This window comes from Reinekea sp. (assembly GCF_982785585.1).
This window is the reverse complement of the sequence record NZ_CEYAVF010000013.1, coordinates 45239-70199: the sequence shown is the minus strand read 5'-3', so window position 1 is coordinate 70199 and position 24961 is coordinate 45239. Positions and strand designations below refer to the sequence as shown.

Annotated in this window: 18 protein-coding genes; 11 read left to right on the top strand and 7 right to left on the bottom strand. The window is 55.1% G+C overall.

Translation table 11 applies throughout. The features are described 5' to 3' along the window. Window positions 1-160 precede the first annotated feature (160 nt). A complete protein-coding gene (locus tag AC4FIC_RS07195) occupies window positions 161-502 on the top strand; it encodes a hypothetical protein (protein WP_145980207.1) in 342 nt (113 codons plus the stop codon). Between the two features lie 23 nt (window positions 503-525). On the opposite strand, the gene AC4FIC_RS07190 is transcribed toward AC4FIC_RS07195, so the two are convergent. Then, a complete protein-coding gene (locus AC4FIC_RS07190; protein ID WP_287438348.1) occupies window positions 526-2232 on the bottom strand; it encodes a hypothetical protein in 1707 nt (568 codons plus the stop codon). Between the two features lie 242 nt (window positions 2233-2474). Between AC4FIC_RS07190 and cysK the strand changes: the two genes are divergently transcribed. Then, window positions 2475-3410, top strand: coding sequence for a cysteine synthase A (cysK, locus tag AC4FIC_RS07185; RefSeq protein WP_273286471.1), 936 nt, complete (start codon window positions 2475-2477; stop codon window positions 3408-3410). A gap of 198 nt (window positions 3411-3608) precedes the next feature. On the opposite strand, the gene AC4FIC_RS07180 is transcribed toward cysK, so the two are convergent. Together AC4FIC_RS07180 and gltB are read right to left on the bottom strand one after the other, a co-directional pair. Further along, the gene (locus AC4FIC_RS07180) at window positions 3609-5099 is read right to left on the bottom strand and encodes a glutamate synthase subunit beta (protein WP_287418598.1); all 1491 of its coding nucleotides are present in this window, start codon (window positions 5097-5099) and stop codon (window positions 3609-3611) included. 10 nt (window positions 5100-5109) lie between these two features. After that, a complete protein-coding gene (gene gltB, locus AC4FIC_RS07175) occupies window positions 5110-9726 on the bottom strand; it encodes a glutamate synthase large subunit (protein WP_100255884.1) in 4617 nt (1538 codons plus the stop codon). Between the two features lie 565 nt (window positions 9727-10291). Between gltB and AC4FIC_RS07170 the strand changes: the two genes are divergently transcribed. After that, window positions 10292-11215 carry a Ppx/GppA phosphatase family protein gene (locus AC4FIC_RS07170; RefSeq protein WP_100255883.1) on the top strand — a complete coding sequence of 308 codons (924 nt, stop codon included), beginning with the start codon at window positions 10292-10294 and terminating at the stop codon, window positions 11213-11215. 185 nt (window positions 11216-11400) lie between these two features. Here the strand turns inward: AC4FIC_RS07170 and AC4FIC_RS07165 are convergent, their stop codons facing one another. Beyond that, complete coding sequence (locus tag AC4FIC_RS07165) at window positions 11401-12726, bottom strand: TolC family outer membrane protein (RefSeq protein ID WP_100255882.1); 1326 nt, start codon at window positions 12724-12726, stop codon at window positions 11401-11403. Between the two features lie 193 nt (window positions 12727-12919). Between AC4FIC_RS07165 and AC4FIC_RS07160 the strand changes: the two genes are divergently transcribed. From AC4FIC_RS07160 to AC4FIC_RS07130, 7 genes are all read left to right on the top strand, one after another. Further along, a complete protein-coding gene (locus tag AC4FIC_RS07160; RefSeq protein ID WP_100255881.1) occupies window positions 12920-13525 on the top strand; it encodes an NUDIX domain-containing protein in 606 nt (201 codons plus the stop codon). Beyond that, the gene (locus AC4FIC_RS07155) at window positions 13522-13962 is read left to right on the top strand and encodes a DUF1249 domain-containing protein (protein ID WP_100255880.1); all 441 of its coding nucleotides are present in this window, start codon (window positions 13522-13524) and stop codon (window positions 13960-13962) included. Before AC4FIC_RS07160 ends, AC4FIC_RS07155 begins: the two co-directional genes overlap by 4 nt. 149 nt (window positions 13963-14111) lie before the next feature. Continuing rightward, window positions 14112-14903 carry a 3',5'-cyclic-AMP phosphodiesterase gene (cpdA, locus tag AC4FIC_RS07150; protein WP_100255879.1) on the top strand — a complete coding sequence of 264 codons (792 nt, stop codon included), beginning with the start codon at window positions 14112-14114 and terminating at the stop codon, window positions 14901-14903. Between the two features lie 150 nt (window positions 14904-15053). Beyond that, window positions 15054-17012 (top strand): DNA topoisomerase IV subunit B, encoded by a 1959-nt coding sequence (gene parE, locus AC4FIC_RS07145; RefSeq protein WP_100255878.1) that lies wholly within the window; start codon window positions 15054-15056, stop codon window positions 17010-17012. 283 nt (window positions 17013-17295) lie between these two features. Further along, window positions 17296-18522 (top strand): EAL and HDOD domain-containing protein, encoded by a 1227-nt coding sequence (locus AC4FIC_RS07140; protein WP_100255877.1) that lies wholly within the window; start codon window positions 17296-17298, stop codon window positions 18520-18522. Between the two features lie 142 nt (window positions 18523-18664). Continuing rightward, on the top strand, window positions 18665-18946 hold the full coding sequence (gene ppnP, locus AC4FIC_RS07135; RefSeq protein WP_100255876.1) for a pyrimidine/purine nucleoside phosphorylase: 282 nt from the start codon (window positions 18665-18667) through the stop codon (window positions 18944-18946). Between the two features lie 156 nt (window positions 18947-19102). Then, a complete protein-coding gene (locus tag AC4FIC_RS07130; protein ID WP_100255875.1) occupies window positions 19103-20422 on the top strand; it encodes a DEAD/DEAH box helicase in 1320 nt (439 codons plus the stop codon). A gap of 145 nt (window positions 20423-20567) precedes the next feature. On the opposite strand, the gene AC4FIC_RS07125 is transcribed toward AC4FIC_RS07130, so the two are convergent. The 3 genes from AC4FIC_RS07125 to AC4FIC_RS07115 all read right to left on the bottom strand — a co-directional run bounded on the left by AC4FIC_RS07125 (window position 20568) and on the right by AC4FIC_RS07115 (window position 23649). Beyond that, window positions 20568-22160: an ABC-F family ATPase gene (locus AC4FIC_RS07125; RefSeq protein ID WP_100255874.1), complete on the bottom strand. Its 1593-nt coding sequence runs from the start codon at window positions 22158-22160 to the stop codon at window positions 20568-20570. 109 nt (window positions 22161-22269) lie between these two features. Continuing rightward, window positions 22270-22869, bottom strand: coding sequence for a DUF502 domain-containing protein (locus AC4FIC_RS07120; RefSeq protein WP_100255873.1), 600 nt, complete (start codon window positions 22867-22869; stop codon window positions 22270-22272). 159 nt (window positions 22870-23028) lie between these two features. After that, on the bottom strand, window positions 23029-23649 hold the full coding sequence (locus AC4FIC_RS07115) for a hypothetical protein (protein WP_100255872.1): 621 nt from the start codon (window positions 23647-23649) through the stop codon (window positions 23029-23031). A 296-nt stretch (window positions 23650-23945) separates the two neighbouring features. On the opposite strand from AC4FIC_RS07115, the gene AC4FIC_RS07110 reads away from it, so the two are divergent. Further along, window positions 23946-24961: FAD-dependent oxidoreductase (locus AC4FIC_RS07110; protein WP_474334167.1), on the top strand; the 1016-nt coding region annotated here is incomplete at its 3' end.

Here is a 24961-nt window from a genome sequence, read left to right as displayed (position 1 = left end):
CTAAGGAAGTCGCGAGTAAAGATCAAGGCAGCGGCCCGGGGACGGCGGAATATTGTGAGCCAGCACGCAAGAACAGGTAAAAATACTCCAGCGTCAGACGACCGCCCATTAGGCTGCGACTCTGCTAAACTGGACCAACTTAGGATCAGGGGTGATTGCAATGCGGACGATGTTGGGTTGGATCGATCGAAGAGGGCTGCTGCTAACGAGCGTGCTGCTGGCACAACTGGCTTGGGCCGAACCGCTGCTGTCACAGGTGACCGTGGCAGACGGCCTGAATCCCGTGGCAGATGAACCGCGCACGGACGACTATGTTAGGCTCACACTGATCAACCCGAGCTATCAACGCATGGCCACGCTCAGCCAACAGATCGAAAGTTGGCTCGGCCCGGGCATGGTACGGATCGACAGCGACAGCCTGATTCGAGTACAGGCACCGCGCGATCCAACGGCCCGGGTGCAGTTTATCGCCGCCCTGCTGGCACTGGACCTCACACCCTAGCCGGATTCATAACACACCATCACCTAATCGTCGTCGGTCGCGGTCGCGCTGTAATCCAATGTCACCTCGCCACCGGCAGATACCGAGAGTTTAACCGGAGAACTGGCGCCATCGGCAGCCTTAGGCTTCACTCGCACAAAGAACTGATGACTGCCCGGGCCACCGGGGCAGTAGTTGGGCGAAGCACCATTCAGCACCTCGATATCCACCGTATCCGAGGTGGCTGTCAACGTTGTGCCGGCAGGCGGGTGATTGCCGTTTAGATCGCTCACGGCCACGCTGAAGGTTTGCGCACCACCAGCGGCCGTGGTCACATCCCAATTACCACTATCGGACGGCGTCAAGGCCATAAAGGTGGTGCTGCGGGTAATGCGGGTCGAGTCCCACACCAGCACCGATTCCTCGCCGCAATGACCTGCCGCCAGGGCCGTCGCACTGCATAGCCCACCTCTATAAATACCACCATTGCTGGCATCGTAGGTGCCGCTATTATCATAATCGACATAGGTATCTTGGCCGGCGTCATAGGCCAAATCAAAATCATAATCGTGGAACATTTCCGGCGCGGCAATAATGGTTTCACCGACATCGTATAGACCGTTTTTCATCGTCAGCTCAACGAAAGAGTCTTCGCCAACGGTATAGGCCACAATGGTCGACAGACCCAAGGCACCGCCTTCATCCAGGGTGGTGCCGCCGCCACTCCACCAGGTAGCCGAACAGGAACCCGAGGTCGTCTGACAGCTCGGTTCAATGCGCCCCGACTCGGTCCAGAAGGAGATCTCAGTGCCATCTGCGACCGGGTTATTGTGCCGATCCGCGGCCACCGCAGTGATTTGCGCGGTTAAATTAAAGATATTATAGGCTTTGGCCACCGCACAGGTATCCGGCCCGACGATAAAGCTGTCCCAATCGGCGGGACCGGTATTCACGGCAATGGCTGGCGATTGGGTCGCGATGGCTGACCCGACGCTCGGGCTAAAGGTTGCCACGACGCGCAGATTGGCCGCCGCTGTCCCGGCATTGACTCGGGTTTCGACCAGGCCTTCGGAATCGGAGATATCCGAGCTGTTACTCAGCGCCACGCCGTTGTTCGTATCGGTTGACGATATTTCAAAGCTTACCGTCTGGCCCTCGACCGGATTGCCGCGGGCATCCTGCAAGAGGAAGACTACGACGGATAAATTGGGTTGCGCTTCGGTCGAGCTGTTGCCGTAGGCAATGGATGAGGCCGACAAGGCACTGAAGCCAATGCTGTTGACGTCGGCGGGTGACACGCTGATGGTCACCGCGGCGGTTGCCGTCGTATATTTGGCCGAGATGGTGTCATCACCATAACAGCCTTCGGCCTGATAGGTGGTTGAGGCGATGCCGGTAGAGGTTAGCACGCTAGGGTTGGAGAAGGTCGCTTTGCCCGAGGCCGCGCATTGAGAGTCAAATTCAACCTCCACAGGGGTGCCTGAATAGAGTGCATTGTCGCTCGACACATCGACAATATTGACCGATACGGTGGTCGTCCCGCCGGCTGACAGAGACGCGGCGCCGACCGAGGCACTCATTATCCCTTCATTAAAATTGCCGCCAGAACCCGTGCCCAAGGAAATTTCGACCCCCTCGGTGGTGGTGGCCGTGCCACCGGCACTGCCGTTGGTGTCCTCAGTGGTCGGATCACAGGCCACCAGAGCTGTCATCACGATGGGGGCAACTAACCAAAGCAGTCTTCGATTCACGGGTATCTCCTCACACTGTCTCATTATGAAAAACCGGTTTTTTCAACAATACCAATAACTATAGACAGTATTTACCAGTCGACTGTGCGCAACTTCAAATTATGGACAATGCATTAAATTTAGACTGCGACGGTTCCATCCGGGGTTTGGGTGTTTTTTTTGCCAACACATTAGAGAGAATGGTTATTAACAACGTTGGGATCCTGGCATTACAATAGTTAAAAACCCCTAAGGAGATTTCTATGCGCATTGCCAACAGTGTGATCGATCTGATCGGCAACACCCCGCTCGTCAAACTAAACGCGCTAACGGATGGCTGCGTTGCAACCGTTGTGGCCAAGCTGGAGTTCTTTAACCCCGGCAAATCGGTTAAAGACCGAATCGGTGCGGCGATGATTGCCGCGGCTGAGGCCGATGGTTCGCTTAAAGCAGGTATGACGATTGTAGAACCCACGTCGGGCAATACCGGCATCGCCCTGGCGATGGTTGCTGCCGCCAAAGGTTATAAATGCATCCTGACCATGCCCGCCTCCATGTCCACTGAACGTCGTATCCTGTTGCGGGCTTATGGCGCGGAATTGATTCTCACCCCCGGACCAGACGGCATGGGCGGCGCCATCGCCAAGGCCCAGGAGATCCAACAGTCGGACCCAGAAACCTATTTCATACCCCAGCAGTTTGAGAACCCGGCCAACCCAGCGATCCATGCGGCCACCACGGCCGAAGAAATCTGGGCCGACACCGATGGCAAGGTCGATATATTGATTGCCGGCGTCGGTACCGGTGGCACCGTCACTGGTGTGGCCCGTGCACTCAAGGCGAAAAATCCGGCCTTCCAAGCCATTGCTGTCGAGCCGGCGGCATCGCCAGTGCTGTCAGGCGGTACCAAGGCACCCCATCCCTTGCAAGGCATCGGCGCCGGCTTTATTCCGGCCATCTTAGAAACCGATTTGTTGGCTGAAGTGATTCAGGTCAACAATGACGACGCCTTTACCACGGCGCGTGCGATGGCCAGTCAAGAGGGTCTGTTGGTCGGTATTTCGTCCGGCGCGGCGGTCTGGAGCGCCTTAGAGGTTGCCAAGCGACCGGAGAATGCCGGCAAGCTGATTGTGGTGATTATTCCATCCTTCGGCGAACGCTATCTATCGACTTCGCTCTATGCCGATTTGGCTGACTAACGGCCCTATTGTCGAATCGGACCCCTATTTGGCTCAATTGTCGTCAATATTTTGGCATTTAATTGCCAATTAACCATGCAAATAAGACTTTTTATTGGCGCAACGTGTTGACCTGTATCTTAGCGGGGCTTAGAGCAGGCAAAAAAAAGCCGCCACCCATTATCGAAATGGGTGGCGGCTTTTTTGGTGCTGCGGATCTTACTTCGGCAGGTAGGTTTTACCCATCAGGAACTTATCCACTTCGTGCGCCGCGCCACGGCCTTCATTGATCGCCCACACGATCAGACTCTGACCGCGTCGGGCGTCGCCGCAGGCGAACACACCCTCGACATTGGTATTGAAGGCACCATAGGCGGCCTGGGCATTGGAGCGCGCGTCTTGGGCAACGCCCAGCGCCTGCAAGGGTGCCGCTTCCGGTCCCATAAAGCCCATGGCCAGCAAGACTAAATCGGCCGGGTAGCGGGTTGCGCTGCCGGCGACTTCCACCGGCACCATCTGACCGGTGGCGTTTTTCTGCCATTCGATCTTCACGGTGTGCACGGCCACAACCTGACCCTGGGCGTCCTGCTCTATCTGCTTGGTCATCACTTCGTAAATGCGCGGGTCATGACCCTGCACGGCGACCGACTCCTGCTGACCGTAATCGACCAACAATCGCTTGGGCCACTGCGGCCACGGATTATTGGCCTGACGGCGGCCAGGTGGTTGCGGCATGATTTCCAGCTGAATCACCGACTTGCAGCCGTGCCGCATCGAGGTCCCGACGCAATCGGTGCCGGTATCGCCGCCGCCGATCACCACCACATCCTTGCCTTGGGCGCTGATGTATTGGCCATCCTGATGCTGCGAGTCCAACAGGCTCTTGGTGTTTTTGCCGAGAAATTCCATGGCAAAATGCACGCCCTGTGCCGATCGGCCGTCTACGACTAAATCGCGCGGGACCGTCGCACCGGTGGCAAAGACCACGGCACTGAAATCGGCGTGGATCTGCGCCAGGCTGATGTCCTTGCCCACCTCGGTATCGGTGACAAAGGTAATGCCCTCTTCGAACATCAGTTGCACCCGGCGTTCCACCAGCTCTTTCTGCAGCTTCATATTGGGGATGCCATACATCAGCAACCCGCCAATCCGATCGGCCCGTTCGAATACCGTGACCTTATGGCCGGCCGAATTCAACTGCGCGGCGGCGGCCAAACCGGCGGGGCCGGAGCCAATCACGGCAACCGTTTTACCGGTCCGTTTGCTCGGCGGTTGGGCGGTGACCCAGCCTTCGCTAAAGCCACGCTCGATAATCGATACTTCGTGCAGCTTGATGGTCACCGGGTCAGCATTGATGCCTAATACGCAGGAACCTTCACAGGGTGCCGGGCAAACGCGTCCGGTAAATTCTGGAAAGTTATTGGTCTTGTGCAGACGCTGCAAGGCTTCCTTCCAACGACCGCGATAGATTAGATCATTCCATTCTGGAATCAGGTTGTTGACCGGACAGCCGGCCACCACTGGTGCATATTCGGACTGGCCCGACATGCAGAAGGGCACGCCGCAATCCATGCAACGCGATGCCTGTTGTTTGATCTCGGCTTCGGGCAAGTGCTCGTGCACTTCCTGCCAGTCGATTAGCCGGCTTTTGGCATCACGGTCTTCCGGTAACTTACGTGCAATCTCGATAAAACCCGTTGGATTTCCCATGTCTGTTTCCTTATGCCGTAGCTTGCACGGATTTTTTCGGTGCTTTCAAAAATTCAATGTGCATCTGAAATGCCGCCTCGGTGACCTCGTCTTCGGTTTGGTACTTACCGGAGTCGCGCGCGGCCTGCATATAGGTCTGAATCTGCTTGTAGTCGACTGGCATCACCTTGGTAAAGTGGGTCAGGGCCTCAGCCCAGTCGGCGAGCAAGGCTTGGGCGACATCGGATTCAGTCAGCTCGTAATGCTGCTGCACTAGGCCGTGCAACTGCATCGCATCGGCCTCGGTGAGTGCTTCCAGGGCGACCATTTCCATATTGCAGTTGGCCGCAAAATCACCCTTAGCATCGAGCACAAAGGCGACACCACCGGACATGCCGGCGGCAAAGTTGCGGCCGGTGCTGCCCAGAATCACGGCGCAACCGCCGGTCATATATTCACAACCGTGATCGCCAACCCCTTCGACCACGGCGCTGACGCCGGAGTTGCGGACGCAGAAGCGTTCACCGGCGCGGCCGCGAATAAAGGCTTGGCCACTGGTGCCCCCGAAAAAGGCGACGTTGCCAATGACGATGTTTTCACTCGCGACAAAGGGCGCGCGCTTGTCGGGATAGACCACCAGCTTGCCACCGGATAGGCCCTTGCCAAAGTAGTCATTGGCATCGCCTTCCAGTTCAAAGCTCACGCCCTTGGCGGTAAAGGCAGCAAAACTCTGGCCCGAAGAGCCGTTGAATTTGACCTTGATGGTATCCTCCGGCAGACCCACGGCATGGTAGCGTTTGGAAATTTCATTCGACAGCATGGCACCGACCGAGCGATTCACATTGCGAATCGGATACGCCAAGCTCACCGGGGTGCTGTGCTCTAGCGCAGCGGCGGCATCGACAATCAACTGCCGGTCGAGCACATCATCGATGCGATGTTGTTGCGCGATAGACCGGTACAGGGTGTCGCTTTCGAACATCGGCTGGGCCTTGTAAAGCACCGGGGCCAGATCGACCGCTTTAAATTTCCAGTGGTCGACATCGGTCCGGGACGCCAGACACTGGGTCTGACCGACCATTTCATTGATCGAGCGAAAACCAAGTTCAGCCATCACTTCGCGCAGACCTTCGGCCATAAAGGTGAAGAAGTTCACCACGTTCTCGACCTTGCCCTTGTAGCGTTCGCGCAGTTGCTTGTCCTGAGTCGCAATACCCGCTGGGCAGGTATTGAGATGGCACTTGCGCATCATAATACAGCCCTCGACCACCAAGGCAGCCGTGGCAACGCCCCATTCTTCAGCGCCGAGCAGGGTGGCAATGGCCAGGTCACGCGGCGTTTTCATCTGGCCGTCGGCCTGCACGGTGATGCGCGAGCGCAAACCGTTTTGCACCAAGGTTTGGTGCGTCTCGGCCAAACCGAGCTCCCACGGCAGGCCAGCGTGTTTCACTGAGCTCAGCGGCGAGGCACCGGTGCCGCCGTCATGTCCGGCAATCAAGACCACATCGGCGTAAGCCTTGCAGACGCCGGATGCAATGGTACCCACACCGGCTTCAGAGACCAGTTTGACGTTGATGCGCGCCGCACGATTAGCGTTTTTCAGGTCGAAGATAAGTTGCGCCAGATCTTCGATCGAGTAAATATCGTGATGCGGCGGCGGGGAGATCAGACCGACCCCTGGGGTCGAACCACGGGTCCGACCGATCCAAGCATCCACCTTGTGACCGGGCAGCTGACCGCCTTCTCCGGGCTTGGCACCCTGGGCCATCTTGATCTGCAACTCTTCGGCGTTGGTCAGGTAGTGACTGGTCACACCGAAGCGACCCGAGGCGACCTGCTTGATTTTCGAGATCATATTGTCGCCGTTTTCCAGCGGCGTAAAGCGGATCGGATCTTCACCGCCCTCACCGGAATTCGACTTACCGCCGATACGATTCATCGCGATCGCCAAGGTGGTATGGGCTTCCCAGGAAATGGAGCCGAACGACATGGCGCCGGTGGCAAAGCGCTTAAAAATTTGCTCGATCGATTCCACTTCAGCGAGCGGTACCGCCGGGCGATCCGAGCGAAACTTCAATAGACCGCGTAAGGTGTAGAGCGAATTCGACTGGTCATCGATATTGCGGCAATATTCCTTAAACAGTGCTTGGTTATTCTGCTCGGTAGCGTGCTGCAGCAAACGCACCGTGGTCGGATTAAACAGATGCCGTTCGCCATCGTGGCGCCAGGCATAATCGCCGCCCGAGGGCAGGGTCGATTCCATGAAAATCTGATCTTCCAACGGGTAGCCGGTGCGGTGCTTGGTTAAGGACTCACGCGCGATCTCATCCAGCCCGATGCCCTCGATACGCGACACGGTGCCGGTAAAATACCGATCGATCACATCTTGTTTAATACCCAGGGCTTCGAATATCTGCGCGCCCTGATAGGACTGTAGGGTCGAGATGCCCATTTTGGAAAATATTTTCAGCAGGCCGGAGTCGATGGCGTACGCATAGCGGGCAAAGACATCCTTATCGGTCAACTCGGCGTCGATAATACCGTCGTTGCGCAGCTCCATCAGCGTTTCGATGGCGATGTACGGGTTGACCGCGGATGCCCCAAAACCGAGCACGGTGGCCACATGATGCGTCTCACGTACGTCGCCAAATTCGCCAACTATATCGCAGTCGGCGCGCAAGCCGGAGCGGATCAAATGGTGATGCACGGCCGCAGTCGCTAAGACCGAGGGTATGGCGACGTGATCGGTATCGATATCGCGATCGCTGAGGACAATAATTTGGAAGCCATCGTTGACCGCATCGACCGCATAGCGACAGATGCGTTCAAGGGCACGCTCCAATTCGCCGCTGGCACCAGTCGCCCGAAAAGTTGTCGGAATGGTGCGGGTCTGGAAGTGCGCGTGATCGATATAACGCAACTTCATCAGCTGTTCGTTATTGAGTACCGGCCGCTTAATTTCCAGCTTATGGCAATGCTTGGCGGTTTCGGCCAACAGATTCAGGTCGCCACCGATGTAAGTGCGCAGTGACATGACCATCTCTTCGCGGATCGGATCGATCGGCGGGTTGGTGACCTGTGCAAAAAGCTGCTTAAAATAGTGCGACAGATGTTGTGGCCGATCGGACAGAATAGCGAAGGGGGTATCGGTACCCATGGAGCCAAGCGGCTCTTTTTTCGTGCCAACCATATCGGCTAGGATTAGGCGCAGGTCTTCGTCGGTATAACCGAAGGCGCGCTGACGCTTTTGCAAGTTGCCGAGCATTGGATGCTCAACCGTCACCTCAGGGGTCGGCAGGTCATCCAGGACGATCTTCTCGTCAGCGACCCAGTCGAGATAGTTCTGACGACTGCTGATGTCCGACTTCACCTCGGTATCGGAGATGATGCGACCCTTCTCTAGGTCGCAAATAAAGATTTTGCCCGGTTCGAGGCGACCCTTTTCGATCACGGTTGACTGATCGACCATCAACGCGCCAGTCTCAGAACCCATGACCACCATGTCGTCATTGGTCACCAAATAGCGTGATGGGCGCAGACCGTTGCGGTCGAGTGTGGCGCCAATAACATTGCCGTCGGTAAAGGAGATCGACGCCGGGCCATCCCAAGGCTCCATAATACAGGCATAATATTCGTAGAAGGCCCGCTTGGCCGGGTCCATATCGTCCTGCGTCTGCCAGGCTTCCGGCACCACCATCATCATGGCTTGCGCCAACGGACGACCGGACAAAACCAGCAGCTCAACCATCATGTCGAGGTTGGCCGAATCGGACATGCCACGATCGTAGATCGGCAAGAGCATATCCATCTCTTCGGTAGTGAAATTAACCGACTCAAACAGCGCCTGACGTGCTGTGAGCCAGTTGATGTTGCCGTTGACGGTATTGATTTCGCCGTTGTGCGACAGATAACGGAACGGCTGGGCACGGCGCCAGTGCGGGATGGTGTTGGTTGCAAAGCGGCTGTGAAACATCGCCATGGCTGAGACACAACGCTCGTTCTGTAGATCGAGATAATATTCGCGGACCTGCGCGGTGGTCAGCTGACCCTTATAAACCAGAGTGCGTGAGGACATCGACGCGACATAGAAGTCTTCGCCGATCCCCGCAACCGTGTCATAGATCAGATGCGAGCAGTAGTTGCGCAATACATAGAGTTTGCGTTCAAACTGTTGCTGCGTCTTGCAATTGGTGTTCTGGATAAATATTTGTTCGATGCACGGTTCGGTATCGAGGGCGGTCTGGCCGATCATGCTGTTATCGGTCGGTACCGGTCGGTAACCGAGCAAAGTCAGGCCCAATTTGCTGATATTGCGCTCGACGATGGCGCGGCATTCAGCGCGCCGGGTTTCATCCGCCGGGAAGAACACCATGCCGACGCCATATTCACCGCTCTCAGGCAAATTGAGACCCAAGGCGAGGGTCTCTTCGGCGAGAAAGTCATGTGGAATCTGGATCAAGACGCCGGCGCCATCACCACTGTTAATATCGACTCCGGTTCCGCCTCGATGCTCCATCGCGGCGAGCATGGTTAGCGCATTTTCAATGACGCCATGCGATTTGCGCCCTTTCAGGTTGGCAACAAAGCCGATGCCACAGGCATCGTGTTCAAATTCGGGTCGGTACAATCCAGGGTATAGCTTTTTCATGTCAATCTTCCAGTTCGGTTCTTACATATCCCCAATGTCACGATTGGAGACGATCAAAATGATAGTGTTTGCCGGTTAACAGCAGGATAACGATGCGGTATGTCGCAAACGTGAAAATGCGCAGCACATACTCGAAAGAACCATACTAATGATTCAACGCTTGGTAGCAACGTAAGAATCGGTATTGACCGCCCTCCACTCGACAAAACCGGCCGCTAAATAGGCTTGACCCCTCGACGAATGCCTGACCAAGGGGTCAAATAAAACCCGACATCAGGGGCTTAGGCCTGATTTTACCTGACTCTTACCGCGGACTGATTTCGTCACTCGCGGGGTCATTGGGGTGTTGGCCCCGGCTGCTGCTGCCTGGGCTGTTGTAGGTGATATTTCTGCCAGACTCTTTTCCATTTTTTGCAGTGTGGGTCAAAATTGAAAGTTGCAAGGCGAGAGGCAACTCGACACTCCTTACGCTTAAGTCTGATTTTTAACCACCTTGGGCACCCTTTGTTTGGCTTTGAAGGCCATTTACCGCTATATTCTGGGGCAAATAAAAAGACTTTGACTCATGAACGAACCTCAGTATGTTGCAGCCGTCGACTTAGGCTCTAATAGCTTTCATCTCGTTTTGATGAAAAATGAGAACAACAGGCTGGTCTCGGTTGACTGTCGGCGCGAGTTAGTGCGCCTGGCCGCCGGTGTCGATGCCGGCCGAATCAATCATGAAACCCGTGGTCGGGCTTTACGTTGTCTGTCGCATTTTGGCCAATTACTCAAGGCTTACCCAGATGTCGCCGTATCCGCGGTCGGCACCAGTGCCTTTCGCATGCTCTATCAGGACCAAAACTTTTTGCGCCTGGCCGAGACGGCTTTGGGGCAGCCTATCCGCATCCTCACGGGCGAAGATGAAGCGCTCTACATCTACCGCGGCGTGTCGCAAGGGCAACCAGATCAAAAGCGGTTCGTACTCGACATCGGCGGTGGCAGTACCGAAATGATCGTCGGTTCGGGCCGAGAACCCTTGGCCGTGGCCAGCCTTGAGCTGGGCTGTGTCACCCTGACCTCAGAGTTTCTCGATTACGACAGCCTGCCCCAAGGCCAACTCAATGCCTGTATGGACTTTGTCGACAGCCAGTTGGCCACGGTCTCGGATCGTTTTAAGGATCTCAACTGGGACGATGCAATGGGTTCCTCTGGTACAATAAAGGCCGTCAGTTGGGCCATGCATAATCTGGGCATTGCCGACGAGGGCGTGATCAAGCGCAAACAATTAGATCGTCTGTTGCCGGTTTTAACCCAAGCGGGGAACCAGCAGCAATTGTCCCATCTGTTGGAATTAAACCCGCGGCGCATTGCCGTGTTCGCTGCGGGTTATATAATCCTACATCGCATCTTTCATCTGTTCGACATCCAGGAAATGCGCATCTCCAATAAGGCGATTCGTGAAGGGATTCTCGACGAGATGATCGCCCCACCCTACACGGTTGACTGATCAACCGTTTTATCTTCCCGCTAGAATACTCATAACGCCGCTATAAAACGCCCTGCAGGTCTGGTTAACGGTGTTGATGCCTGTTAATTCATTGCTGGTACCAGGATCGACGCTACGCCATTAGGACGCAGGTCTAGGTATCGTTCTACCCCCTGGGGCTGAGGTCCCAGCGTCTCACCAAGAGTTCAGTCGGCGATCAGGTACTGCTCAATGCTTTCCAGATCTTTTAACGCCAGCTGACCGGCTTCTTTTTTCAGTTTGAGCAAGTCGAGCAGATAGTCGTAGCGAGCGTTATTCAAGGCGTTTTGCGCATTAAAGACCGCAACCTGTGAGTTAAGCACCTCGACGATGTTGCGCGTGCCAACTTCATAACCGACGCTGGTTGCCTGCAAAGCGCTGTCGCGCGATTTCAATGCTTGGATCTGGGCGTCAACATTTTGCGCGTCGGCCCGTACCGTGCGATACAGGTTGGCCACAGCGACCGCCTTAGCACGTTTGAGTAGCTCAACCTGCTGCTCGGCAATATTGTTGCTTAGACCCTGCTTGACCACGGACACCTGATCGGCGCCACCGGAATAGAGCGGCACCGATACCGAAATCGCGTAGCTGGCGCTCCAGTTAGTTTCATCATCGTTATCGAAGGCTGAGCTGCCGAAGGTATCGGAATAGCCGAAGGTGGCACTGCCACTGACGCGCGGCAACAGATTTTCTCGCTCAGCCTGCAACGACAGGCGACCCACTTCTAGGCCACGTTCGGCAGCGATAATATCCGGGTGTTGGGTGATGGCATAGTCGACCCACTGCTGTTGACCGTTTTCAGAAGGCGACGTAATCGGCATTGACTCGCTGATATTTTGCACACCATCGGGAATCGTACCGGTAATAACCGATAGGTTCTGCAGGGCGATGTCGTATTGAGACTCGGCCCGAATCAGGCTGACCTTGGTTTGATCGAGCGTAGCACTGGCATCGAGCACATCGGTAATGGTCACCAGACCGACATCATAGCGCTGCTGGGTCTGATCGTATTGGCGGGCCACAGCTTCAAGCTGCGCCTGCAACACCGCTAAGGCATTTTTCGCCCGCAGTGCGGAGATGTAGCCTTCCGATACTCGAACCATTAATTCTTGTTCGGCATAGACCGCTTCGATCTCACTGATGGTGGCATTGACCTTGACGGCCTCGTAGGCGGTAAAGGCCGCCAAGACGAAAATATTTTGACTGACGGTAATCGAGCCGCCTAAGGTTTGGGCATCAAAGCTCGGAAAGAGCGACTCAGTCCCGCTGTCGCTACCAATTCGGTAACTGCCGTTGGCCGTCACATCGGGCAGCACGTTGGCGTAACCGGTGGTCACGTCCTGCTGGGCGTTTTCGGCGTTGAGCCGAGCGATCGCCAATTGCGGGTCATTGGCCAGTGCCTGGTCATAGGTTTCTAGCAGCGATGGTGAGGCCGAAACGTGGGCGGTAACTGCGACCAAAACCAGGCCGACGATCAAAGGTTTTATAAGCATGCGATTGTCTCGAAACTTGCAATGAATGAGGGACTGGATTCATTATGCCGATGCACGGCTGACGTCTCCATGAGTTGCCTTGAGCTTTTCTGTCTATTGACGACCAATTATTCACAATTTAGATGACTAATCACCAGCGCCAAAAGTCATTAGTGTCGCACAAAAGCAGTGCTACGAGACTAGGAATTTGACAATGAAACGAGATACAGAGCAATTTCACTACAGTATTGATGTTGTAGAGCCTTTATACCGTGGTTTTTACCAGATGGATCAGATGACGGTGACGCACCAGCGCTTCGATGGCGGTAGTCAAACCATCTCGCGCGAGCTAATGGATCGCCATGACGCGGTATGCGTGCTCTTGGTGGATATTGGCCGGCGCGCGGTGGTATTAATTGAACAGTTTCGAGTCGGCACCTTGCAGGACGCAAACCCTTGGCAGATCGAGTTGGTAGCCGGCTTGATCGACAAGGATGAAGAACCCGAAGCGGTCGCACGGCGCGAGGCGATCGAAGAGGCCGGGGTCGATATCGGTCGAGTGCACTCGATCAGTCGTTACTGGCCCTCTTCCGGCGGTTCCAATGAGCGTATTCATCTCTTTGTTGGCGAGGTCGATAGCCATCAGGCCTCGGGCATTCACGGCCTGGCCGAGGAAGGTGAGGATATTCGGGTGCTCAGCGTGCCCTTTGCCGAAGCCTATGGCTGGGTTCGGGACAACGTGGTTAATAATGCCGCCGCCATAATCGCACTACAATGGTTGCAGCTAAACGAAACATCTCTTTGTGATAGGTGGGCATGAAAAAATACGTTCCAGATATATCCCAACACGCAGCGCTATGTGCAGCCAACTACGTCAGGCTCGAGCGCTTGCTGCGGGATCTATCCGATGCTCATTACCAGTTTAGCTGGCAAGACAACGGTGGCCATCAGATTGATGTGGATATCCACGTGACCGAACGTTTTAAGTACACCACTACCCTGCAACTGGTTAAGCAGGCCCACGCCATACCCGCGCCCATGGACCGAGTCGAACTGACGGTACGGATGTATTCCGATGCACGTTTGGCCGAGGTGGTGGGCATCAGCCAAGGTCAGCAACTGGCCGGGGTCTATCGCTACCCCAATGAGCAGATGTACCAAATAGATGAAAAACAGCAGGTCAATCGCTACCTGGCTGAATGGCTTGGCCATCTCTTGACCCACGGCACGGTGCGGGAACTGTGGGTGCCCAAATAGAAAAAACTCGATCACATGCCATTTTTCGGGGTATATTTGTAGGTTGAGTCACGAAATAGTCCACGCTCTGTATACTTTGAGCGACATTGACTACACTCTTTCCTAATGGAAAGCCTACATTTGCTGTCTTACAGGGACCTATCAAGCTGATGCCCAGAGCCCATACTCTAGTCCAGATTACCGACCCTCACCTGCATGGTCATGCAGAGGGCACCCTGCTGGGCATGAATACCGAACGTAGCCTGAAGCTCATCTTGGAGCTTGTCCAATCCGAGGTCGCGGACATTGATCTGATTATCGCGACCGGCGATATTGCCCAAGACAGCAGTTTACAGGCCTACCAAAACTTCTTGTCCTTTTTGGCCCCATTACCCGCTCCGATGCGCTGGATTCCAGGTAATCACGATAACCCTAGCCATATGGCGATTGCGGGCAAGGGTCTCGATCATGCCGAGGCCATAGTCGACCTAGGTGAGTGGGTCGTGGTGCTACTCGATTCGACTGTGACCAGGCGTGTCCACGGCCATCTGGCTGCAGATCAGCTGGCGATTCTCGAACAGGCCCTTATCCAATATGCCGATCGCCATGTATTGGTTACCTTTCACCACCACTCGGTGTCATTGCAAAGCCGCTGGATCGACCAGATCGGCGTGCGCAATAACGACGAATTGAAAGCCCTGCTCGATCAACACAGTTGCGTCCGGGCCGTGGTCTGCGGTCATGTCCATCAGGCGAGTGATCAGGTCGTCGACGGCGTACGGTACTTGTCGACGCCCTCGACCTGCGTCCAGTTTCAGCCCCTCAGTCAGGACTTTGGCATTGACCCGCTCGGGCCCGGGTATCGCAAACTGGTCCTGAATCCGGATGGAACCATCGACACCGCCGTATCGCGCATCGATGGTGTCGATTTTGATATCGATTTTTCCCAGACCGGTTACTAACCGGCAAGAGCCCGCCTCGGCCTAACGAGCGCATCGCGTTGACTCCGCACCTTGGCCGGCAACCGGGTCCGCCGCGTAGCATTCCCGCCCTATTCTGTTATCCTAACCGCCTTGATTTCATTCAGTTTTTTATGAGAGGTCCGTTGGCCGATGACCAAAAATACTTACTCCGCCGAAGCCATCGAGGTCCTCAGTGGTCTGGATCCGGTGCGCAAGCGCCCGGGCATGTACACAGATACCACGCGGCCCAACCATTTAGCGCAGGAAGTGATCGACAACTCGGTCGATGAGGCCATTGGCGGCTTTGCCGACCAGATCGATGTCATCCTATTCAAAGACGGCTCGCTCAGTGTGACCGATAATGGCCGAGGTATGCCGGTTGATATTCACCCAGAGCATGGCATCCCGGGCGTTGAACTGATTCTCACGCGGCTGCATTCCGGTGGCAAGTTTTCTGGCACCAGTTACCAGTTTTCCGGTGGCTTACACGGGGTCGGAGTCTCGGTGGTAAACGCTCTATCAAGCATGCTCGAGGTCACCGTCCGGCGTGGCGGCCAGATGCATCGCATGGGCTTTACCGGCGGCGAAAAGTCATCCGATATAGAAATCATCGGCACCTGCGCGAAGAAGGATACCGGTACGTCGGTCCGATTCATGCCCGATGCGTCCTATTTTGACACCGGCAAATTCCTCTCAAGCCGATTACGCCATGTCTTGCGCGCCAAGGCAGTGCTCTGCCCGGGCTTGCGGATAAACTATTTCAATGAAGAGAAGGATGAGCGCGACACCTGGTATTACGAGGCCGGCCTGACTGACTATCTGCTCGCCACTACCTCGGTCTATAACACCCTGCCTGAGGCGCCCTTCGTTGGATCTCTGGCCAGTGAGCGCGAAGCCGTTGACTGGGCCGTACAATGGCTGCCAGACGGTGGTGAAGGCATCTATGAGAGTTATGTCAATTTAATCCCGACGACCCAGGGCGGCACCCACGTCAATGGTCTGCGCCAAGGCCTGCTCGATGCCATGCGCGAATTCTGTGAATATCGCAACCTGTTGCCGCGCGGCGTTAAGCTCAGCCCAGAAGACATCTGGGAGAAGTGCTCCTATGTGCTGTCCTTCAAAATGCAGGATCCGCAATTTGCCGGTCAGATCAAGGAACGGCTGTCATCGCGCCAGGCCTCGGCCTTTATATCCGGTGTGGTCAAGGACGCCTTTGCGCTCTGGCTGAATCAAAACACCCAGGTCGCCGAGCAACTCGCCGAATTGGCCATTTCCAATGCCAATGCTCGACTGCGTAAAGCTAAGAAGGTAACTCGGAAAAAGATTACCAGCGGTCCGGCACTGCCTGGCAAGCTGGCCGACTGCTCCGGCCATGAGGTGATGCGCGGCGAGCTATTTTTAGTCGAGGGCGACTCGGCCGGGGGCTCGGCCAAGCAGGCGCGCGATCGAACCTTCCAGGCCATTCTGCCGCTCCGCGGTAAGATATTAAACACTTGGGAAGTCGACAGCTCCGAGATTCTGGCCAGCCAGGAAGTGCACAATATAGCGGTTGCGGTGGGGGTTGATCCCGATTCCAGCAACATCGACGACCTGCGTTATGGCAAAATCTGTATTCTCGCCGATGCCGACTCCGATGGCCTGCATATCGCCACCCTACTCTGTGCACTCTTTGTCCGGCATTTCCGTACCTTGGTGGAAAAGGGCCATATCTATGTCGCGATGCCGCCACTGTTTCGGGTCGATATCGGTAAGGAAGTTTTTTACGCCCTCGATGAAGACGAACGCGAAGGCATTCTCAATCGCATCAAGGCGGAAAATAAACGCGGCAAGGTGCAGATAACCCGCTTCAAAGGCTTGGGTGAGATGAATCCATTGCAACTGCGCGAGACCACCATGGACCCCAACACTCGGCGTTTAGTGCAATTGACCGTCGAAGATGGCGATCAAACCGATGAGTTGATGGATATGCTGCTCGCCAAGAAACGCGCTGGCGACCGCAAGAGCTGGCTCGAGGCCAACGGTAATTTGGCGGATGTGGATGGTACCCTAGTGGCGCTTGAGGAAAATCCAGATATTGACGACAAAAAATTGACGCTTATTGAGCAATAAGGGCCATCACGGCACCGCACAGGAAACGGTTTAGCCTCCGATTGCTGCCTGCGATTGAGTTTTCGAACGCCGATTTAAACCGCTCAACATAAGTCGAAACCAATTTTGTACCATTTGGGCTCGAGGCCTGGCCCGAGGAACCAGCCTGGCGCATGCCGCGCACATAAAAGAGTCGGATGGGTCTGAGATGCTGTATTGTCAAGGTTCCTCGGTTGTCTTGGATTCAACCGAGCGCAACGGCACTTGGATCAACCAACACACTAGGCCTTACATTGGATAGCCTATGACATCACAACTCGACTCCCAGCCTAGTCTGACACCGGCAATCTATGCCAAACAGCCGATCTTTGACCAGCAGATGGCCGTTATGGGCTTTGAATTGTTGTTCAGGCCCTCGGACAAGATCGGCCTAATCGATGATCAGGCTGCCACGGCCCAGGTTATACTCAATGCTATGACGTCCGATGATCAGGTCTTGGCCGATCCGCGTTACAAGTTTTTTATCAACCATTCCACAGAGTGTTTATTGCAGCCTCTACCGCTTGATGCCAGCACTGCCATTGTTGAAATACTGGAAACCGTTACGGTCACTCCGGCCGTCATAGCCGCGGTGCAAAATCTCAAGATGCAGGGCTATCAGATCGCACTCGATGACTTCGATATGACCCTCAGTACCGCCAAGTTACTGCCCTGGGCCGATATCATCAAGATCGACTTTCAGGCCTTGGATGAGGATAAAATTGCCCTCTTGGTCGGCGAGCTGGCGCAGTATAGTGTTAAGTTGCTGGCTGAAAAGATTGAAACCCAGGGCCATTTTCAACTGGCTGAAAGCCTCGGCTTTGATTACTACCAGGGCTATTTTTTCTGTCGGCCGCAACTCACTCATCAGCGCCTTGCTCGACCCTCAAAAATCTCCACACTACAGCTGCTCAGGGCCTTGATGGATCCTGAGGTCCGGCTTGAAACCTTGGCGGCGATCCTCAAAAATGACCCGGTGCTGACGGTCAAATTATTGCGCCTGGCCAATCTCGGCATCCATGTCCGCATCACACCGATCAGAAATATCGAACAGGCCCTAGTCGTGTTCGGGCTCGATAAATTGCGCCAATGGGTGTCCTTGATCGCGCTCACCGACCTGGACGACAAGCCTCACGAGCTGCTACGCCAAACCCTGTTGCGCGCCATTGCCTTGGAACGCTTCGGTCAATTTCTGGGCTCATTCCCAGCCGGGGAATGCTTTTTTATTGGTTTTTTGTCGGTCATCGATGCGTTCTTGGACCGCCCCTTAGATGAGGTCCTGGCCAATTTACCGCTCGATACCAACACCCGAGCGGCGCTGATCGAGCGCGCCGGCCCGGCGGGTGAACTGCTCACGCTGTTGCAATATATGATCGAGGGCCGCTGGGACCACCTGACGGCGTTTCAGGACAGCTATCCGTTGCATGACTTTTTCCGCCTATTCTTGGTCAGCGAAACAGAAGCCGAGCAGCTGCTCGCCCTGCTGAACTAGCACCATCATCGGCGGGGCCGAAGCCGAACAGCGGTTTGGCGCGCGCCAACGGTTGCGTTGGCGCCATCCTTTAGGCTTTAATATCGATCGATCTGAGCGCTGACGCTCCCTTCCCCCAACATCAGACAATAATGAGAATTTCATGATCAAACACAATCAATATTTTTCCGGTAACGTGCAATCGCTGGCCTTAACCGGACATGCCAAGCCAACTACCATCGGTGTTATGGCCGTCGGTGAATACGAATTCGGTACCGAGGCCGCAGAGTTGATGCAGGTTGTGGCCGGCGAACTGCAGGTGCGCCTGCCCGGTACTGACGCCTGGCAAAGCTTTGCGACCGGCACTGAGTTTCATGTCCCGGCCGACAGTAAGTTCCAACTCAAGGTCGTGATCGACACCGCCTATCTGTGCATCTACGGCTAGATCATCGCCCGCCAGGCCCCGCCAGAGCCACATTAAAGGCCCTTGGGCGCCGGACCAGAATGGACAGCGCGCGCGACCAAACTTACTGCTATACTCGCGCGCAATTCAACTGAGTTCTCTCTCTATCATTCATTCACTCCCAATTAGAGCCTTGCTATGAGTTTTGCCGACTTAGGTCTTTCTTCATCTATTTTAAAAGCAGTTTCAGATATGGGTTATGAAACACCCACCCCGATTCAGCTGCAGGCCATACCGGCCGTACTCGCACAACGGGATCTGTTGGCCGCCGCCCAAACCGGCACCGGTAAGACCGCGGGCTTCACCCTGCCCATCCTGCACCGCCTATCCGAATCGGGTAATCAGGCGCGCGGCAATCAGGTTCGCGCCCTGGTGTTAACACCAACCCGTGAGCTTGCCGCCCAGGTTGAAGAAAGTGTCGTGAACTATGGCAAATACTTGCCATTGCGTTCTGCCGTAGTATTCGGCGGGGTGAAGATCAATCCACAGATGATTAAACTGAAACGCGGCGTCGACATCTTGGTGGCTACCCCAGGTCGGCTATTGGATCTGCACAATCAAAATGCGGTGCGTTTTGATCAGCTCGAAATACTGGTGCTCGATGAAGCCGACCGCATGCTCGACATGGGTTTTATCAACGATATTAAAAAAATCCTTCGGGTTCTGCCCAAAGAACGACAAAACCTCATGTTTTCGGCAACCTTTGCCGGGGACGTGCGCACCCTGGCGAAGACAATCGTGAACAATCCGGTCGAGATCGCCGTGGCGCCGACGGTGACCACCGCCAAATCGGTCACCCAGTGGATCATTCCGGTCGATAAGGGCAGCAAACCCTCCCTGCTCACCCAGGTGATCGGGGACAACAACTGGCAGCAGGTCTTGGTCTTTTCCAAGACCAAACACGGCGCCAACCGCCTCGCCGCGAAATTAGAGTCGAGCAAGATCACCGCCGCGGCCATTCACGGCAACAAGAGTCAGGGTGCTCGAACGCGTGCCCTGGCCGACTTCAAGAGCGGTGCCGTGCGCGTCCTAGTCGCGACCGATATTGCCGCCCGCGGCCTGGATATCGATGAGCTGCCACACGTGATCAACTTCGACCTGCCCAATGTGCCAGCGGACTATGTCCATCGTATCGGCCGGACCGGTCGAGCCGGCGCCAGCGGTGAGGCCCTGTCCTTTGTCTGCCATGAAGATCTCGACCTGTTGGCTGACATTCAAAACCTGACCGGTGAGCTGTTGGAACGGCGCGAGTACCCCGGCTTTAAGCCGGAACGCGCGTTGCCGGATCTGGCCCTCAACGTCAAGATCCCGCGCATTAAGAAGCCTAAGCCGGCGCGCAGCGAACACCGTGACGGTCAACGTGCTCCGGCACGGCCAAGCAGTGGCCGCACGCCGCGCCCGCAGGGTGACGGCAATAAGACCCGGCAGCCACGCCGCAGTCCGAACGGCAACAGCTAGAACACGCCCTGAAAGGTGCCCGCCACCGGCCCTAGCGAAGCTCGGTGGCTTGCTTAACGGCACCATTAAGGCACAAAAAAAGAGGTCCTAGGACCTCTTTTTTTGTGCTTATACGTTAGCCCGCCCCGCCCGGGGCGCCTTGCCGTTAGCCGACAATCGCCTGGCTGGCCAGGTACTCATCATAGCTGCCGTGATAATCGACAATACCCTTGGGCGTCAACTCGATAATACGCGTTGCCAAACTGGAAACGAACTCCCGGTCGTGGCTAACAAACACCAGGGTACCCGGATAGTTTTCCAGGGCCAGGTTTAAGGATTCTATCGACTCCATATCCAAGTGGTTGGTCGGCTCATCCATCACCAAGATGTTGGGCCGTTGCAGCATCATCTTGCCAAACAGCATACGACCCTGTTCGCCACCGGAAATCACATTGACCGACTTGTTGATATCGACCGACGAAAACAGCAAGCGACCCAAGGTGCCGCGAATAATCTGCTCGTCATCGCCTTCGCGACCCCAGCGGTTCATCCAGGCCACCAGATCGAGATCCTCTTTGAAATCGGCCGCATGATCCTGGGCATAGTAGGCGACATTGGCGTTTTCAGACCATTTGATCAGACCTGCCGTTGGCTCCAACACCCCGACTAGGCACTGCATCAGGGTTGACTTACCGATACCGTTCGGGCCGATTACGGCAATGCGCTCGCCCACCTCGACGGTCAAGTCCAGATCATTAAATAAGGCTGATTCATAGCTTTTAGCCAGACCATTTACTTCGAGTGCCATGCGGTGCAGCTTGTGCTCCTGCTCAAAGCGGATATAGGGGTTTTGACGGCTCGAGGGTTTGACATCGGCCAGCTCGATCTTATCGATCCGCTTGGCGCGCGAGGTCGCCTGCTTGGACTTGGACGCGTTGGCAGAAAAACGACTGACAAAGGTTTTCAGTTCGGCGATCTGGGCCTTCTTCTTGGCATTGTCCGACAACAGGCGCTCGCGCGACTGGGTCGAGGCCGTCATATACTCATCGTATGAACCCGGGTAAACGCGCAGCTCGTTGTAATCCAGATCGGCCATATGGCTGCACACGCTGTTCAGGAAGTGTCGATCGTGCGAGATAATGATCATGGTGCAATTGCGCGCGTTTAACACGCCTTCGAGCCAGCGAATGGTATTGATATCGAGGTTGTTGGTCGGCTCATCGAGCAGCATGATATCCGGATCGGAAAACAGCACCTGGGCGAGCAACACGCGCAGTTTCCAGCCCGGTGCCACGGCGCTCATTGGGCCGTAGTGCTGCTCGATCGGGATGCCGACCCCGAGCAAGAGCTCACCGGCTCGGGCTTCGGCCGAGTAGCCGTCCATTTCCGCGAATTCACCTTCCAGCTCGCCGGCCCGCAGGCCATCGGCCTCGGTCATCTCAGCCTGAGCGTAGATGGCGTCTTTTTCCGCCTTAATTTGCCACAGCTCGGTGTGACCCTTGATCACCGTATCGATCACATTAAATTCTTCGAAGGCAAATTGGTCTTGGTGCAACTTACCGATCCGTTCGTTGGGATCTTTCGAGACGTTGCCCAGACTCGGTTCCAGATCGCCGCCGAGAATTTTCATAAAAGTCGACTTACCGCTGCCATTAGCACCGATTAGGCCATAGCGATTGCCATCGCCAAATTTGATTGAGACATTTTCAAACAACGGCTTCGCGCCAAATTGCATGGTGATATTTGCAGTCGTCAGCAAGGTTTCAGCTCCGCCATCAGTTAATTGCCAGTATGCCCGCGAAACGGCGGGATCATAGGAAGGGCGGGATGCTAAATGATTCTGGGCGCTGATGTCTATGGCTTATTTGTTAAGTCGGCTTTTTCATCGCGCTCGACTGCGACACCCCGGCCGTTAACATAAAGCGCATGGCCTCTTCGAAGGACCAGTCGACATAAATAAGATCGGCCCGACGTACCAGTGACGTGACACCGGCAATCTGATAACTCAGTTGAAACAACACCGGCACCCAGTCGCCCTCCTCTGGCAGTGCCGTGAGCAGTGCCTCGGGCATCTTGTCGGCGGTGATAAAGCCAACTATATAGCTGCCATTGGTTTGCGCCATCAAGACCGTCTGACGTTGATTCAGCTCGCTATCGTCGTTTCCGGCCAAGGACGCTAAATCCTTAAAGGCACCGTAAACGGTTTTAAAGAGCGGAAAGCGCATCATCTGGTTTTCAAATTGCTGATACAACCACAGAATGGGACTGACACTGAAGGCCAAACCGACAACGAGGATAAGACAGAAAATCAGCAAAAAGCCAACTCCATCCCAGGCTGCATGCCAACCGATGAGCTGTAAAAAGGACAGGCCCAAGTCGTCCAAGGTGACGATAATCGACCAGAACAGCCAAACGGATAAGGCCAGGGGAAGGATACTCAGCATGCCGCGCAAAAAAGTTTTTTTCATAACAGAACCAGTCCGGTAAGAAGGTGGCATTTTAACATAGCTTAGCGCTAAATACCCCACCGCGCCCCGCTAACTCGGACAGACCGGGCTGATCAGCATGGCTGTCGCGCACTCGCCTAAACTCGATCCCAGTCGGGCGCAAACCGTCGGCGCAGCACCCTAGCCTATATCCAGATGGAAACCCGATGCCTCAGCAACAAAGCCCATTTTTCTGAGGTAGGCAATATGGGCCGGGCGATCGGAGTAACTAACCAGCCGATGAATGCCCTCGCCACGCAACCGGCTGGTGTGCTGACCAAACAAGAACTGGGCGGTTTTAAAATCGCGTGCGTCGGGAATAACATAGTCGATTAGCACCTCGACCACGCCAACCTCATTATGCTGCTGATAGGCGAACAGGCCGACCGGCTTCATATTGCGAAAAATCAACAGGGCCACGGCATCGTCAAGTTGATCGACCGTGGCATGAGGGAAATATTGCACGATGTCTGCGCCATAGCGCTGAATCAACAACTCGAACAGGGGCGTGCGCACCGACGACAGTTTGACCATATCGAAATTGTCTTTAAATTGATAAATCCGCACCAGGTAATAGATATCAACCAACACGATCCAACCATTAAGCAAGAATACCGGCGTCGCCTCGATCAAGAAGCCATAACTGCTAAAGACCGCGGCGCCGAACAGATTGATCCAACGCAAACGTTTGATATTGCCCATCATCAACGAAATGGCTACTAACACCGATCCCACGTACCCCAAAATATCCAACCACGTCATAGTTTTCACCCAATAATTTGTCGGCAGCTTAGCTTACTTCGACTCGAACTGATAATAAATTGTCCATTCGGTCAATAAAATACCTTTTCTTTGTCTGTCCTAGGCTCGAAAGCGTCTGTATTGCCTGGCTACGCCGCTAGTGAGTCGGCATTCGCGGCATAGCGATCCATAAGGCTGATGATGTTCCGGCATGACGCGTTTATTTCAGCAAAACTCAAAACCTAAACTAGACTGTAGGCTCGCCCGTTATGCAGTCGGCTCTCAGATGATTAAGGGTATAAGAGGGATAGGGTATTATGAAGGTTGCCATCGTCGGTGCCGGTGTTATGGGCAGGTTGGCTGCGTTAAAGCTGATTGGTGCCCAGCACCGAGTTACGTTATTCGAGGCCCAGTCCTTTGATCATCCTCAGGGGGCAGCGACCATCTCGGCGGGGATGATTTCGCCCCTGTCCGAGGCCGTTCACGCGCCCCCGGAAGTCGTTCGACTCGGATTGCAAAGTCATAACCTGTGGCCCGATGCCCTGAGCCAGTTGCGTGAGTTGGATCCCGAGCATCACCCCGTGTTCTTTCAACAGCATGGCACCGTGGCCATTTCCTTCTCAGAGGAACAGGACTGCCTGCTCTGCCTCTATGCGAAAATGCATCAGCTGTTACCCGAGCATCATAGTCAAATCAGGATGCTGTATAACCAGGAGGTGCTGAATTTGGAACCCGATCTGGAACGCTTTGAAACGGCGGTCTTCCTTAAGAATGAGGGTCAAATTTGTAATCGTCAATTTCTAGCCGCCTCGACCCGAGCCATTCGCCAGCATGCCCAGGTGATCGAACATTGGCCGCTAGAAGGCAATGGTAGCGTACTGCAAAAGCAATACGATTGGGTGATCGATTGTCGCGGCGCCGGGGCAGTAAAGGCCAGTACCTATGCCGAAACCGGCGCCCAAGCCCTCCATTCGGTGCGCGGTGAAGCCATTCGAGTGCGCACCAAGCGAGTGCATTTCACCCGGCCGGTGCGCATTATTCAACAACGCTTCCATGTCTATGTGGTCCCCAAGCCGGACAATATTTTTGTCGTCGGCACCACCGATTTAGGCGACCGAGGTACCCGCTCGGTGACCGTGCGCAGCTCACTGGATTTGCTGTCGGCGATCTATTGCCTGCATCCGGGCTTTGCCGACGCGGAAATATTGGAAGTGATGGGCACTCACCGGGCTTTTTACAGCGATAACCGACCCAAGATCACTCAGAACGGCAATATTATCTGTGTCAACGGCCTGAGTCGGCAAGGTTGGTTGCTCGGGCCCGCTCTAGTCGA